This window comes from Klebsiella sp. DY2415, from assembly GCF_026314315.1.
In the GTDB taxonomy this organism is placed as follows: domain Bacteria; phylum Pseudomonadota; class Gammaproteobacteria; order Enterobacterales; family Enterobacteriaceae; genus Klebsiella; species Klebsiella ornithinolytica.
In genome coordinates, this window is record NZ_CP111115.1 from 1,554,776 (window position 1) to 1,570,290 (window position 15,515).

The 15,515-nt window shown below is 55.1% G+C and carries 11 protein-coding genes and 1 pseudogene; 10 read left to right on the forward strand and 2 right to left on the reverse strand.

Translation table 11 applies throughout. The features are described 5' to 3' along the window. The first annotated feature begins 38 nt into the window (after nucleotides 1–38). Nucleotides 39–1,871, forward strand: coding sequence for an SLC13 family permease (locus OQV00_RS07395; protein ID WP_266280096.1), 1,833 nt, complete (start codon nucleotides 39–41; stop codon nucleotides 1,869–1,871). A gap of 56 nt (nucleotides 1,872–1,927) precedes the next feature. Here the strand turns inward: OQV00_RS07395 and yfbR are convergent, their stop codons facing one another. Continuing rightward, a complete protein-coding gene (gene yfbR, locus OQV00_RS07400; protein WP_004865109.1) occupies nucleotides 1,928–2,527 on the reverse strand; it encodes a 5'-deoxynucleotidase in 600 nt (199 codons plus the stop codon). 84 nt (nucleotides 2,528–2,611) lie between these two features. Continuing rightward, entirely contained in the window at nucleotides 2,612–3,832 is a 1,221-nt protein-coding gene (gene alaA, locus OQV00_RS07405) for an alanine transaminase AlaA (protein ID WP_004865108.1), read from the reverse strand. A gap of 891 nt (nucleotides 3,833–4,723) precedes the next feature. Between alaA and OQV00_RS07410 the strand changes: the two genes are divergently transcribed. The 9 genes and pseudogenes from OQV00_RS07410 to nuoI all read left to right on the forward strand — a co-directional run bounded on the left by OQV00_RS07410 (nucleotide 4,724) and on the right by nuoI (nucleotide 15,513). After that, a complete protein-coding gene (locus tag OQV00_RS07410; RefSeq protein WP_044348174.1) occupies nucleotides 4,724–5,650 on the forward strand; it encodes a LysR family transcriptional regulator in 927 nt (308 codons plus the stop codon). Between the two features lie 650 nt (nucleotides 5,651–6,300). Beyond that, nucleotides 6,301–6,745: pseudogene (nuoA, locus tag OQV00_RS07415) on the forward strand (NADH-quinone oxidoreductase subunit NuoA). A gap of 15 nt (nucleotides 6,746–6,760) precedes the next feature. Continuing rightward, nucleotides 6,761–7,435 carry an NADH-quinone oxidoreductase subunit NuoB gene (gene nuoB / locus OQV00_RS07420; protein ID WP_002913178.1) on the forward strand — a complete coding sequence of 225 codons (675 nt, stop codon included), beginning with the start codon at nucleotides 6,761–6,763 and terminating at the stop codon, nucleotides 7,433–7,435. An 89-nt stretch (nucleotides 7,436–7,524) separates the two neighbouring features. Continuing rightward, nucleotides 7,525–9,333 carry an NADH-quinone oxidoreductase subunit C/D gene (nuoC, locus tag OQV00_RS07425; RefSeq protein WP_015583793.1) on the forward strand — a complete coding sequence of 603 codons (1,809 nt, stop codon included), beginning with the start codon at nucleotides 7,525–7,527 and terminating at the stop codon, nucleotides 9,331–9,333. A gap of 2 nt (nucleotides 9,334–9,335) precedes the next feature. After that, nucleotides 9,336–9,836: an NADH-quinone oxidoreductase subunit NuoE gene (gene nuoE / locus OQV00_RS07430; RefSeq protein WP_004104075.1), complete on the forward strand. Its 501-nt coding sequence runs from the start codon at nucleotides 9,336–9,338 to the stop codon at nucleotides 9,834–9,836. Then, entirely contained in the window at nucleotides 9,833–11,170 is a 1,338-nt protein-coding gene (nuoF, locus tag OQV00_RS07435) for an NADH-quinone oxidoreductase subunit NuoF (protein ID WP_015583794.1), read from the forward strand. Before nuoE ends, nuoF begins: the two co-directional genes overlap by 4 nt. Before the next feature lie 85 nt (nucleotides 11,171–11,255). Next, on the forward strand, nucleotides 11,256–13,982 hold the full coding sequence (nuoG, locus tag OQV00_RS07440) for an NADH-quinone oxidoreductase subunit NuoG (RefSeq protein WP_015583795.1): 2,727 nt from the start codon (nucleotides 11,256–11,258) through the stop codon (nucleotides 13,980–13,982). Continuing rightward, the gene (gene nuoH, locus OQV00_RS07445) at nucleotides 13,979–14,956 is read left to right on the forward strand and encodes an NADH-quinone oxidoreductase subunit NuoH (protein ID WP_004865093.1); all 978 of its coding nucleotides are present in this window, start codon (nucleotides 13,979–13,981) and stop codon (nucleotides 14,954–14,956) included. Before nuoG ends, nuoH begins: the two co-directional genes overlap by 4 nt. A 14-nt stretch (nucleotides 14,957–14,970) precedes the next feature. Next, nucleotides 14,971–15,513: an NADH-quinone oxidoreductase subunit NuoI gene (nuoI, locus tag OQV00_RS07450; protein ID WP_004865092.1), complete on the forward strand. Its 543-nt coding sequence runs from the start codon at nucleotides 14,971–14,973 to the stop codon at nucleotides 15,511–15,513. Nucleotides 15,514–15,515 lie beyond the last annotated feature (2 nt).

Sequence of the window (15,515 nt, forward strand, 5' to 3'; positions counted from 1 at the left end):
GCAAAAATTCCAGCTCCTTCTTCAGACAAGGATAGGTTGTGAACGGTGAACTGATTTGGGTGTTGTCTCTTCTTGCCGTCGCGGTTGTGCTCTTTGCCAGTGGGAAAGTGCGCATGGATGCGATTGCGCTGCTGGTGATTGTCGCCTTTGTCCTCAGCGATACGCTGACGCTCAGCGAAGCGTTCTCGGGTTTTAGCGATCCGAACGTGATCCTTATTGCGGCGCTGTTTATTATCGGCGATGGTCTGGTCCGTACCGGGGTGGCGACCAAAGTCGGCAGCTGGCTGGTGAGCGTGGCCGGCAACAGCGAAACGAAAATGCTGGTCTTTCTGATGCTGACCGTCGCCGGGCTTGGCGCGTTTATGAGCTCGACCGGCGTGGTCGCTATTTTTATTCCGGTGGTTCTCAGCGTCTCCATGCGGATGAATACCTCGCCATCGCGTCTGATGATGCCGCTAAGCTTTGCTGGCCTAATCAGCGGGATGATGACGCTGGTGGCTACGCCGCCTAACCTGGTTGTGAACAGCGAGCTGTTACGTGAAGGGCTGCATGGCTTCAGCTTTTTTAGCGTCACGCCGATTGGCCTGGTGGTGCTGCTGCTGGGCGTCGTCTATATGCTGGCGGTGCGCTTTATGCTCAGAGGTGGGGAGAGCGACCACGCGCGGGACGGGCGGAAAAGGAGCACCTTTCGCGATTTAATCAAAGAGTACCACCTGACCGGCCGGGCCCGCCGTCTGGCCATTCGTCCGGGGTCTCCCATGATCGGCCAGCGGCTTGATGACCTCAAGCTGCGTGAACGCTACTGCGCCAACGTGATCGGCGTAGAGCGCTGGCGCCGTTTTCGTCGGGTTATCGTCAATGTGAACGGTGTATCCGAGTTTCGTGCCCGCGACGTGCTGCTGATCGACATGTCCGCGTCAGACGTTGATTTACGCCAGTTCTGCGGCGAGCAAATGCTTGAACCGATGGTACTGCGCGGCGAATACTTTTCAGATCAGGCGCTGGATGTGGGGATGGCCGAAGTCGCGCTGATTCCGGATTCGGAACTGATCGGTAAAACGGTCCGCGAGATCGGTTTTCGCACCCGCTTTGGGCTCAATATTGTCGGCCTGAAGCGCGACGGTAAAGCCATGGATGGGTCGGTCGTCGACGAGTCTTTGCAGCTTGGCGATATTGTGCTGGTGGTCGGAAACTGGCGCCAGATAGCCCTGCTGGCGAAACGCGGTCGCGATTTCGTCGTATTGAATATGCCCATGGAGGTGAACGATGCCTCGCCCGCGCACAGCCAGGCGCCGCACGCTATCTTTTGCCTGGTCCTGATGGTCGCCCTGATGCTCACCGACGAGATCCCCAACCCGATAGCGGCGATTATTTCCTGCCTGCTGATGGGTAAATTCCGCTGTATTAATGCTGAGAGCGCTTATAAAGCGATTCACTGGCCAAGCATTATATTAATCGTCGGGATGATGCCCTTTGCGCTGGCGTTGCAAAAAACCGGCGGCGTCGATTTGGTGGTGGAAGGGTTGATGGATGTTGCCGGCAGCAAAGGCCCTTACGTGATGCTGGGCTGTCTGTTCGTGATGTGCGCCACTATTGGTCTGTTTATTTCCAACACTGCCACGGCGGTGCTGATGGCGCCGATAGCCCTGGCGGCGGCGAAATCCATGGACGTCTCGCCTTATCCTTTTGCCATGGTGGTGGCGATGGCGGCTTCGGCTGCCTTTATGACGCCGGTCTCTTCACCGGTAAATACGCTGGTGCTGGGGCCGGGAAAATATACCTTCAGCGATTTTGTGAAGATTGGCGTGCCGTTCACCGTCCTGGTGATGGTGGTTTGCGTGCTGCTCGTTCCGATGCTGTTTCCGTTTTAACCGCTTCGGCACAGCCCCGGTCTGATGCGCATAGCGCAGACCGGGGCACGGTATAGTTACAGCGGGGAATCCTGGCTGATTTCATCCAGCGACAGCTGGAAGCTCGGGACGAAGACCTGCATAAAGTAGTCCATCTCCTCGCTGCGCCGGGATTCCAGCGTTTTCTCAAGCCGGCCCTTGGCCAGTAGAAACTCGTTGTTGCCGGCGGACAGCTCCTCCAGACATTTCAGGTAGGCGCAGAGCGCGTCGGCCTGCTTGACGATCGATTGCTCATCTTCGCTATAGCGATGCTCGTCGATCAGCGGTTCAAAGATATCGCGCAGTTCGTCAGGAACCATGTCGATAAGCTTCTGCTGGGCAATCTTCTCGATGGCTTTATATTCTTGCGCAATCTGCGAGTTGAAATATTTGACTGGAGTCGGCAGATCGCCGGTTAACACTTCCGATGCATCGTGGTACATCGCCAGCAGGGCGATTCGCTCGGCGTTAACCTTGCCACCAAACATCCGGTTTTTGATCGCGGCCAGCGCGTGGGCAACCATCGCCACCTGCAGACTGTGCTCGGAGACGTTTTCTGTCCGTACATTACGCATCAGCGGCCAGCGGTTAATTAACTTCAGGCGAGAGAGGTGGGCAAAGAAATGACTCTGACTCATAGCAACCCTTAATCAGTGACAACATCGGGTCCTATTGTGCGCAGGGATTGCCGCCGGATGCAAATACCGGCGGCCGGGCAAGGGTTATCCGAGCTGGTGATAGCCGGAGAGGAAGCGGCCAAAGCGAGAAATCGCCATTTCCAGATCGTCCTCACGCGGGAGGGTGACAATACGCACATGATCCGGCCACGGCCAGTTAAAGGCGCTTCCCTGAACCAGCAGGACTTTCTCCTGCAGCAGGAAGTCGAGCACCATCTTCTGATCGTCGTGAATGTTAAAACGCTTTGCGTCGATCTTCGGGAACATGTAGAGCGCGCCTTTCGGCTTCACGCAGGAGACGCCGGGGATCTCGTTGATCAACTCCCAGGCGCGGTTGCGCTGTTCGTACAGTCTGCCGCCGGGAACGATAAACTCGCTGATGCTTTGATAGCCGCCTAATGCGGTTTGAATCGCGTGCTGTGCCGGTACGTTAGCGCACAGACGCATAGAGGCCAGCATCTCCAGGCCTTCGATATAGCCTTTCGCGTGTTTCTTCGGTCCGTTCAGTACCATCCAGCCCTGGCGAAAACCGGCAACGCGGTAGGTTTTGGACAGGCCGTTAAAAGTCACCGTCAGCAGGTCGGGAGCCAGCGCGGCGATCGAATGGTGCTGGGCTTCGTCGTAGAGGATCTTGTCGTAGATCTCATCGGCGAAGATGATCAGGTTGTGCTGGCGGGCAATCTCCACGATCTCCATCAGCAGCTCTTTCGAGTACACCGCACCGGTCGGGTTATTCGGGTTAATAATCACGATGCCGCGCGTACGCGGGGTGATTTTGGCGCGAATATCGTCGAGGTCAGGGAACCAGTCGGCAGATTCATCGCACAGATAGTGCACCGCCTTGCCGCTGGAGAGCGAGACGGCGGCAGTCCACAGCGGATAATCTGGTGCCGGAACCAGCATTTCATCGCCGCTGTTCAGCAGCGCCTGCATGGCCTGAACAATCAGTTCTGAGACGCCGTTACCGATATAAATATCTTCGACCGTCACATCGCGCATACCGCGCGCCTGATAGTGCTGCATGATAGCCTTACGCGCCGAGTACAGGCCTTTCGAGTCACAATAACCCTGGGCGGTAGGCAGATTGCGAATAACATCAACAAGGATCTCGTCGGGGGCGTCAAAGCCGAACGGCGCCGGGTTGCCGATGTTCAGTTTCAGGACTTTATTGCCTTCTTCTTCAAGGCGTTTTGCCTCTTTCAGAACCGGGCCACGGATGTCGTAACAGACGTTATCTAACTTGCTGGATTTTTCGATAGGGGACATGAATCTTTGACCTTTTAGCTGTTATCGCCACTCCCTGCCGTGGAAGTCAGCACGGAACAATGTACTCTTCATCCCCGAGGTTTTGAAGGGTTAGCAGGAGAAGATTTTGCTTATGTGATTTTTTTGGTTTAATTGATTTGTCTGGTGATTGCCGTTGTCTTTTATAGAATATGCCTTTAAGTGGTGTTTTAGTGGTTAATAATTGTGTTGAATTCGCTTTTTTGTGAACATTTATATGGTTTTTCGTCCAGGGTGTAGCGCCGGAGGTTATTTTTTGCGCATGGTACGCAGGCGCGTATGAAAAGGCGTATAACGGGTAAAAGGTGGTGGCTGTAACGGTAATGTTAAATATGCTTAATAAGAATATTTAATTAATTAAAAAGCTTTTATTTTTTCGCAATCTGGAATTTTCTTTTTGTTAATTAAATTAAAGTCATGAAAAAAAGTTTAAAATTGGCTTTAATAATAATGATTAGACCTTATAAATAATTCAGTTTTCGGTTAGGATACCGGCGTTAATATCGATTAAGAACCTGTTTTTTTGCAGGTTAAGTTATTAATATATTGTTATTGCAGGCTTTTTTTGTTTGTTTTTTTCGCTTTTTACAATGGATGTGCTGGGGTGCTGATGACATCATCCTTTGCCGTAGGCGCCTTTTTTTGAAGGTCGTCACAGAAATCAAAACGGTGTAATAGAAAGCGTAGAACTACGAACAATATATGACTCAGACGTTTCGCGCACTTGTCGCGGGCGAGTACTTTCACATGCAATAACGTTCATCCAGCTGCACATTCCGTTTGTGAATTGCACAAGGCTCAAGGATTAGCCGGAAACCTGGAGCACAGCATCAACAAGGCAGGTCCGCATTCGCCACCTGTAAGTGAAGAAATATGATAAATGCAAATCGTCCGATACTGAATCTCGACCTCGATCTGCTGAGAACATTCGTTGCCGTCGCCGATCTGAGTACTTTTGCCGCTGCCGCAGCAGCGGTATGCCGGACTCAGTCAGCCGTAAGTCAACAGATGCAACGTCTGGAACAGCTGGTCGGAAAAGAGCTCTTTGCCCGCCATGGGCGGAATAAATTGCTGACCGAGCAGGGTATTCAACTGCTGGGCTACGCACGCAAAATCCTGCGTTTTAATGACGAAGCCTGTATGTCGCTGATGTTCAGTAGCCTGCAAGGGATCTTAACGATTGGCGCATCTGATGAAACAGCCGAGACTATTTTACCGTTTTTGTTGAACCGGATCGGCAGTTTTTACCCGAAACTGACGCTGGAAATTAAGGTTCTTAATCATACTGAAGCGGTGGATATGCTGGCGAGCGGGGAGATTGATCTCGCGCTGACGACTCACCAGGCAACGGAGTTTGATACGCTGATCCTGCGCACCTCGCCAACGCTATGGTACTGCGCTGCCGATTATGTATTGCCGCGGGAAGAGTCGATCCCGCTGATCCTGCTTGAAGCGCCAGGCCCGTTCCGTGAGGACATCATTGCCGCGTTGAATGCCGCCAGCGCGCCGTGGCATCTGGCCCATTCCGCCTCGACGCTTGCGGGTGTCAAAGCGGCGGTAAAAGCAGGGCTTGGTGTTACCGCTCGTCCGGTAGAAATGATGAGTCCCGAGCTACGGGTTGTCGGCAAGAATGAGGGGCTTCCTGCGCTGCCGGATACGCAATATGTGCTGAGCTGTAACGCGCACAGGATAAGCGAGTCGGCGCAGGCTATTTTCCAGTCGCTGACCCAGGATTATAACCCCTGGTCGTCTGAGCCTGCGCTTACCCCGGAAGGGGGAGATAATTCCCTCATTTCCTGAGTGGAATTAGTTACACAGATCACAAAAAGCTGGTAACAAATTGTAAGTGTAAAAATGAGCCGCTAAGGTCTGAATTATACCTTGCGGTTCTTTTTTTTCTTATTTTACAGGGATTTTTAATATTTTGTCGTTTTATTGATATATTTATCAATTGCTTACATTCAATGTAGCGTTCGTTCTCCGACTTTTCCCTGCACTTTCAATACTTCATGCTAATGTTAAAAAACCGGCCGGATTGTTGCTGTTTTATAGGTTTAATTAACAAAACCGTGTCACAGATCAAAAAAATACCCCTCCTTAGGGGGAGGAATCGAGGCTAAATCCTGTCAAAATAGACGGGTAATTTTGATTTACACCAGAAACGGACACGATTCAACAACACTAAATCCGGTTTGTATGCAAGGTTATTCCGCATAAAAGGGCATTTAATGTTAATGAAAAAAATCTAATGTAAATTAATGTTGTTAAAACTTTTGTTGAAGTTGACAAAAGGTTAAAGAAAGGGGTAAAAAGCCACCGCATACAGCCTTCTACGATAAGTAGGGACGCTTTTTTGCAAGGTTATTTTTTTATTCCTCCCCGTGAAACGCTGTGGCGTTCATCTGCCAGCAAGAGCAGAGGGTTTAGCGCTACACTTTTTTGGTTAAGCAATGCGTATGTCAACATCCACTGAAGTCATCGCTCATCATTGGGCATTCGCTATATTTCTCATCATTGCCATCGGCCTGTGCTGCCTGATGCTTGTCGGGGGCTGGTACCTCGGCGGTCGCGCGCGCGCGTAGCAAGAACACGCCGTTTGAATCGGGGATCGACTCCGTTGGTTCGGCTCGCTTACGTCTTTCTGCGAAGTTTTATCTGGTTGCCATGTTCTTCGTTATCTTCGACGTGGAAGCTCTGTATCTCTACGCATGGTCGACTTCTATCCGCGAAAGCGGCTGGGTCGGCTTTGTGGAAGCCGCAATTTTCATTTTAGTGCTACTGGCAGGTCTGGTTTACCTCGTTCGTATCGGCGCACTGGACTGGACGCCTGCGCGTTCCCGTCGCACGCTGGTTAATTCAGAAACAGACAGTCCCACTAACCGTCATATGCAGTAAAAGCGAGGCAATAAGATGGATTATACGCTCACCCGCATAGATCCTAACGGTGAGAACGACCGTTACCCCCTGCAGAAACAGGAGATCGTAACCGACCCCCTGGAGCAAGAAGTCAATAAAAGCGTGTATATGGGGAAACTCGAACATGCGCTGCATGACATGGTGAACTGGGGCCGCAAGAACTCAATCTGGCCCTACAACTTCGGCCTGTCATGCTGCTACGTTGAAATGGTAACGTCATTCACTGCGGTGCATGACGTTGCGCGTTTTGGCGCCGAGGTACTGCGTGCTTCTCCTCGTCAGGCGGACCTGATGGTTGTCGCCGGCACCTGCTTCACCAAAATGGCGCCGGTCATTCAGCGTCTGTATGACCAGATGCTGGAGCCTAAGTGGGTTATCTCCATGGGCGCCTGTGCCAACTCCGGCGGGATGTACGATATTTATTCTGTCGTCCAGGGCGTGGACAAGTTTATTCCGGTTGATGTTTACATCCCGGGCTGTCCGCCGCGTCCGGAAGCTTATATGCAGGCGCTGATGCTGCTGCAGGAGTCCATTGGTAAAGAACGTCGCCCGCTCTCGTGGGTGGTTGGCGATCAGGGCGTGTACCGCGCCAACATGCAGTCGGAACGCGAGCGTAAACGTGGTGAACGCATTGCAGTGACCAATCTGCGGACACCGGACGAGATTTAACTTGCGCCTGCGGGCGGCGGAATAACACTTCGCAAATCAATCTACAACAGCGCGAAGCCTCGCCCGGCAGTCACCACGGACCTTTTGCAATGGTGAACAATATGACCGATTTACATGCGCATGACGCCGCACCAGCCTGGCAAACCCGCGATCACCTTGATGACCCGGTGATCGGCGAACTGCGCAATCGTTTTGGGCCGGATGCCTTTACCGTTCAACCTACCCGCACCGGCGTTCCGGTGGTCTGGGTCAAGCGCGAACAGCTACTGGAGGTGGGTGATTTCCTGAAGAAATTGCCGAAACCTTACGTTATGCTGTTCGATCTGCACGGGATGGACGAACGTCTGCGCACCCACCGTGACGGACTTCCCGCCGCGGATTTTTCCGTTTTCTATCACCTGATTTCCATTGAACGCAATCGTGACATTATGCTCAAGGTAGCATTGTCCGAAAACGATCTGCGCGTGCCGACTTTTACCAAACTGTTCCCGAACGCCAACTGGTATGAGCGCGAAACGTGGGAAATGTTCGGGATTGATATCGAAGGCCACCCGCACCTGACGCGCATCATGATGCCGCCGACCTGGGAAGGCCATCCGCTGCGCAAAGACTATCCGGCGCGCGCCACCGAATTCGATCCGTTTGAGCTGACTAAAGCCAAGCAGGATCTGGAAATGGAAGCGCTGACCTTCAAACCGGAAGAGTGGGGCATGAAGCGCGGAACCGAAAACGAGGACTTTATGTTCCTCAACCTCGGCCCGAACCACCCGTCTGCCCACGGTGCTTTCCGTATCGTTCTGCAGCTTGATGGCGAAGAGATCGTCGACTGCGTACCGGATATCGGCTACCACCACCGTGGCGCTGAGAAGATGGGCGAACGTCAGTCCTGGCACAGCTACATTCCGTATACCGACCGTATCGAATACCTCGGCGGCTGCGTCAATGAGATGCCGTACGTGCTGGCGGTCGAAAAGCTGGCGGGGATCACCGTACCGGATCGCGTGAATGTGATTCGCGTGATGCTCTCCGAGCTGTTCCGCATTAACAGCCACCTGCTGTACATTTCGACCTTTATTCAGGATGTCGGTGCGATGACGCCGGTGTTCTTTGCCTTTACCGACCGTCAGAAGATCTACGATCTGGTGGAAGCCATTACCGGTTTCCGTATGCACCCGGCGTGGTTCCGCATCGGCGGCGTCGCGCACGACCTGCCGCGCGGCTGGGATCGCCTGCTGCGCGAGTTCCTTGAGTGGATGCCAAAGCGTCTGGATTCTTACGAGAAAGCCGCGCTGCGCAACAGCATTCTGATTGGCCGTTCAAAAGGCGTTGCCGCCTATAACGCCAAAGAAGCGCTGGAGTGGGGCACGACCGGTGCGGGCCTGCGCGCAACGGGGATTGGCTTCGACGTGCGGAAATGGCGTCCATATTCTGGCTATGAAAACTTTGACTTTGAAGTGCCAACCGGTGGCGGTATCTCTGACTGCTATACCCGCGTGATGCTGAAAGTCGAAGAACTGCGCCAGAGCCTGCGCATTCTTCAGCAGTGTCTCGATAACATGCCGGAAGGCCCGTTCAAAGCGGATCACCCGCTGACGACGCCGCCGCCGAAAGAGCGCACGCTGCAGCATATCGAAACCCTGATTACGCACTTCCTGCAGGTTTCCTGGGGCCCGGTCATGCCGGCCAACGAATCCTTCCAGATGATTGAAGCGACGAAGGGTATTAACAGTTACTACCTGACCAGCGACGGCAGCACCATGAGCTATCGTACCCGTATCCGCACGCCGAGCTATGCGCACCTGCAGCAGATCCCGTCGGCGATTCGCGGCAGCCTGGTATCCGACCTGATCGTTTATCTGGGTAGTATCGATTTTGTTATGTCAGACGTGGACCGCTAATTATGCACGAGAATCAACAACCACAAACCGAGGCTTTTGAGCTGAGTGCGGCAGAGCGTGAGGCCATTGAGCACGAGAAGCACCACTACGAAGACCCGCGTGCGGCGTCCATCGAAGCGCTGAAGATCGTTCAGAAACAGCGCGGCTGGGTGCCGGATGGCGCGATCTACGCGATCGCTGACGTACTGGGTATCCCGGCAAGCGATGTGGAAGGGGTCGCCACTTTCTACAGCCAGATCTTCCGCCAGCCGGTTGGCCGTCACGTGATCCGCTATTGCGATAGCGTGGTTTGCCATATCACTGGCTTCCAGGGCATTCAGTCAGCTATCGAGAAAAAGCTCGACATCAAACCGGGTCAAACCACCTTTGATGGCCGCTTTACTCTGCTGCCGACCTGCTGCCTGGGCAACTGCGACAAGGGACCGACGATGATGATTGATGAGGATACTCATAGTTATCTGACGCCGGAGGCGATTCCTGACCTGTTGGAGCGGTATAAATGAAGACAGTGATCCGCACTCCCGAAACGCATCCTTTAACCTGGCGTCTGCGCGATGATAAACAGCCGGTATGGCTGGATGAGTATCAGAGCAAAAACGGCTACGAGGGCGCGCGTAAAGCGCTGCTGGGCCTGGCGCCGGATGAGATCGTCAATCAGGTGAAAGACGCCGGTCTGAAAGGACGCGGCGGCGCGGGCTTTTCCACCGGTCTGAAGTGGAGCCTGATGCCGAAAGACGAATCCATGAACATCCGTTACCTGCTGTGTAACGCCGATGAGATGGAGCCGGGCACCTATAAAGACCGTCTGCTGATGGAGCAGCTGCCGCACCTGCTGGTGGAAGGCATGCTGATCTCCGCGTTTGCGCTGAAAGCGTACCGCGGCTACATCTTCCTGCGCGGCGAGTATATTGAAGCGGCGGTCCATTTACGCCGCGCGATTGCCGAAGCGACCGAAGCCGGTCTGCTGGGCAAAAACATTCTCGGCACCGGTTTCGATTTCGAACTGTTCGTGCACACCGGAGCAGGGCGTTATATCTGCGGCGAAGAAACCGCGTTGATTAACTCCCTCGAAGGTCGTCGCGCCAACCCGCGTTCCAAGCCGCCGTTCCCGGCGAGCTCCGGCGTGTGGGGTAAACCGACCTGCGTGAACAACGTTGAAACCCTGTGTAACGTCCCGGCGATTCTGGCCAACGGCGTTGAGTGGTATCAGAACATTTCAACCAGCAAAGATGCCGGTACCAAGCTGATGGGCTTCTCTGGCCGGGTGAAAAATCCGGGCGTCTGGGAACTGCCGTTCGGCACCACCGCGCGCGAAATTCTGGAAGATTATGCCGGCGGCATGCGTGATGGCCTGAAGTTTAAGGCCTGGCAGCCGGGCGGCGCGGGCACCGACTTCCTGACCGAAGCGCATCTTGACCTGCCGATGGAGTTCGAAAGTATTGGTAAAGCGGGGAGCCGTCTGGGTACCGCGCTGGCGATGGCCGTTGACCATGAGATTGGTATGGTGTCGCTGGTGCGCAATCTGGAAGAGTTCTTTGCCCGCGAATCCTGCGGCTGGTGTACGCCGTGCCGCGACGGTCTGCCGTGGAGCGTGAAAATTCTGCGCGCTCTGGAGCGCGGTGAAGGCCAGCCGGGAGATATCGAGACACTTGAGCAACTGTGTCGGTTCCTTGGTCCGGGCAAAACCTTCTGTGCGCATGCGCCAGGTGCGGTAGAACCGCTGCAGAGCGCCATTAAATATTTCCGCGACGAATTCGAAGCAGGCATTAAGCAGCAGTTCAGTAATACCCATGCTATCAACGGGATTCAGCCGAACCTGCTTAAGACGCGCTGGTAATGTCTCCACAAGCTCGTTCAGCCTGCGCCAACGCGGCGGCCTGAACGACAAAGTGGTAACGATTTTTTAATTTGGAAGCATGCTAATGGCTACGATTCATGTAGACGGCAAAGAATACGAGGTCAACGGAGCGGACAACCTGTTAGAGGCTTGTCTCTCTCTTGGTCTTGATATTCCATACTTTTGCTGGCATCCGGCGCTTGGGAGCGTCGGTGCTTGCCGCCAGTGTGCGGTGAAGCAATATCAAAACGCGGAAGACACGCGTGGTCGCCTGGTGATGTCCTGTATGACACCGGCATCCGACGGCACCTTTATCTCTATCGACGACGGCGAAGCGAAGCAGTTCCGCGAGAGCGTAGTGGAGTGGCTGATGACCAACCACCCGCACGACTGCCCGGTCTGTGAAGAAGGGGGCAACTGCCACCTGCAGGATATGACCGTCATGACCGGTCACAGCTTCCGTCGCTACCGTTTCACCAAGCGTACCCACCGTAACCAGGACCTGGGGCCGTTCATCTCTCATGAAATGAACCGCTGCATCGCCTGCTATCGCTGCGTGCGTTACTACAAAGATTACGCTGACGGTACCGACCTGGGCGTTTACGGTGCGCATGACAACGTCTACTTCGGTCGTCCGGAAGATGGCGTGCTGGAAAGCGAATTTTCCGGCAACCTGGTTGAGGTCTGCCCGACCGGCGTATTCACCGATAAAACGCACTCCGAGCGCTATAACCGTAAATGGGATATGCAGTTTGCACCCAGCATCTGCCAGCAGTGTTCCATCGGCTGTAACATCAGCCCGGGCGAGCGCTATGGCGAACTGCGCCGTATCGAAAACCGTTACAACGGTACCGTTAACCGCTACTTCCTCTGCGACCGCGGCCGTTTTGGCTATGGCTATGTGAACCTGAAAGACCGCCCGCGTCAGCCGGTTCAGCGCCGTGGCGACGATCTGATCACCCTTAACGCCGAGCAGGCCATGCAGGGCGCGGCGGATATTCTGCGTCAGTCGAAAAAAGTGATTGGTATCGGCTCGCCGCGCGCCAGCATTGAAAGCAACTTTGCGTTGCGTGAGCTGGTGGGCGCGGAGAACTTCTATACCGGCATTGCGAAGGCTGAGCAGGAACGTCTGCAGATGATGCTGACCGTGCTGCGTGACGGCGGTATTCATACCCCGACGCTGCGCGACATTGAATCCTACGATGCGGTTCTGGTACTCGGGGAAGATATTACCCAGACCGGCGCCCGCGTTGCCCTGGCCGTACGCCAGGCGGTGAAAGGAAAAGCGCGTGAAATGGCCGCGGCGCAGAAAGTCGCCGACTGGCAGATCGCCGCGATCCTCAACATCGGTCAGCGCGCGAAGCATCCGCTGTTCGTCACCAATATCGATGACACCCGTCTTGACGATATCGCCGCGTGGACCTATCGCGCGCCGGTCGAAGATCAGGCGCGTCTGGGCTTTGCGATTGCCCATGCGCTGGATGAAACCGCCCCGGCGGTGGACGGACTGAGCAGCGATCTGAAAGGCAAAATTGACGTGATCGTCCAGGCGCTGGCCGGGGCGAAGAAACCGCTGATTGTCTCCGGGACTAACGCCGGCAGCATTGAAATCATCCAGGCAGCGGCTAACGTCGCGAAAGCGCTGAAAGGCCGCGGTATTGACGTCGGCGTCACCATGGTCGCCCGGGCAGTGAACAGCGTTGGCCTTGGCATGATTGGCGGCGGCTCTCTGGAAGAGGCGCTGAGCGAGCTGGAAACCGGCGCTGCCGATGCGGTTGTGGTGCTGGAAAACGATCTGCATCGCCATGCTTCTGCCGCGCGCGTTGACGCCGCGCTGGCCAAAGCGCCGCTGGTGATGGTCGTTGACCATCAGCGCACCGCCATTATGGACAAAGCGCACCTCGTGCTTTCTGCGGCGAGCTTCGCCGAAAGCGACGGAACCGTGGTCAATAACGAAGGGCGCGCGCAGCGTTTCTTCCAGGTCTACGACCCGTCCTACTACGATGCGAATACCGTGATGCTGGAAAGCTGGCGCTGGCTGCACTCGCTACACAGCACCGTCGACAACCGTCAGGTTGACTGGACGCAGCTGGATCATGTGATTGATGCCGCCATTGCTAAGCTGCCGCAGCTGGCGGGTATTAAAGATGCCGCGCCGGACGCGACCTTCCGCATTCGCGGGCAGAAACTGGCTCGTGAACCGCATCGTTATAGCGGTCGTACGGCGATGCGCGCCAATATCAGCGTGCATGAACCCCGCCAGCCGCAGGATAAAGACACCATGTTTGCCTTCTCGATGGAAGGGAACAACCAGCCGTCTGCACCGCGTTCGCAAATCCCGTTCGCCTGGGCTCCAGGCTGGAACTCCCCGCAGGCGTGGAACAAGTTCCAGGATGAAGTGGGTGGCAAACTGCGCCATGGCGATCCGGGCGTACGTCTGATCGAAGCTTCCGCCAGCGGTCTTGAGTACTTTACCGCGGTGCCGGCAGGCTTCCAGGCTGAAGAAGGTCAGTGGCGTATCGCGCCGTACTACCATCTGTTCGGCAGCGATGAACTGTCGCAGCGTTCTCCGGTCTTCCAGAGCCGCATGCCGCAGCCGTACATCAAGCTGAACCCGGCCGATGCTGCGAAGCTGGGCGTCAATGAGGGGGCGATGATTTCGTTCCGCGTTGATGGTCAGACGCTCAGCCTCCCGCTGGTGATTTCTGCGGGTCTGACGGCAGGGCAGGTGGGTTTACCGATGGGCATGCCGGGTATTGCGCCGGTACTGACCGGAGCACGTATTGACACTCTGCAGGAGGCGAAAGCATGAGTTGGTTAACACCGGATCTCATCGACATTCTGTTAAGCATCCTTAAGGCAGTGGTGATTCTGCTGGTGGTGGTGACCTGCGGCGCGTTCATGAGCTTTGGCGAACGTCGTCTGCTGGGGCTGTTCCAGAACCGCTACGGACCTAACCGTGTGGGCTGGGGCGGCTCGCTGCAGCTCGTCGCCGACATGATCAAAATGTTCTTTAAAGAGGACTGGGTTCCGCGCTTTACGGACCGCGTGATCTTTACTCTGGCGCCGGTTATCGCCTTTACCTCTCTGCTGCTGGCTTTTGCTATCGTGCCGGTCAGCCCGACGTGGGTGGTCGCCGACCTGAACATCGGCATCCTGTTCTTCCTGATGATGGCCGGTCTGGCGGTTTACGCCGTGCTGTTCGCCGGCTGGTCGAGTAACAACAAATACTCGCTGCTGGGCGCAATGCGCGCCTCCGCGCAGACCCTGAGCTACGAAGTGTTCCTCGGTCTGTCGCTGATGGGCGTGGTGGCACAGGCGGGGTCGTTCAACATGAGCGATATCGTCAACAACCAGGCGCATCTGTGGAACGTGATTCCGCAGTTCTTCGGCTTCGTGACTTTCGCGATCGCCGGCGTTGCGGTTTGTCACCGTCACCCGTTTGACCAGCCGGAAGCCGAGCAGGAACTGGCCGATGGTTACCACATCGAATATTCCGGCATGAAGTTCGGTCTGTTCTTTGTCGGTGAATACATCGGGATTGTCACCGTTTCAGCGCTGATCGTCACGCTGTTCTTCGGCGGCTGGAATGGCCCATGGTTACCTCCGTTCATCTGGTTCGCGCTGAAAACCGCGTTCTTCATGATGATGTTCATTTTGATCCGCGCATCATTACCGCGTCCGCGCTATGACCAGGTAATGTCCTTTGGCTGGAAGGTATGCCTGCCGTTAACGCTGATCAACTTGTTGGTAACGGCGGCTGTCATTCTCTGGCAGGCGCAATAAGGGGTGAATTGACCATGACCTTAAAAGAATTATTGGTGGGGTTTGGCACCCAGGTCCGCAGTATCTGGATGATCGGGATGCATGCCTTCGCCAAACGTGAGACCCAGATGTATCCGGAAGAACCGGTATATCTGCCGCCGCGCTACCGTGGCCGTATCGTGCTGACGCGCGACCCGGACGGTGAGGAGCGCTGCGTTGCCTGTAACCTGTGTGCGGTAGCGTGTCCGGTAGGCTGTATCTCTTTGCAAAAAGCAGAGACCAAAGATGGCCGCTGGTACCCGGAGTTTTTCCGTATCAACTTCTCACGCTGCATTTTCTGCGGTTTGTGTGAAGAAGCGTGCCCGACCACGGCGATTCAGTTGACCCCGGACTTCGAACTGGGCGAATACAAGCGTCAGGATCTGGTGTACGAAAAAGAGGATCTGCTGATTTCCGGTCCGGGCAAATACCCGGAATATAACTTCTACCGGATGGCGGGTATGGCAATCGACGGCAAAGATAAGGGCGAAGCAGAGAACGAAGCTAAGCCTATCGACGTCAAGAGCCTGTTACCGTAAGG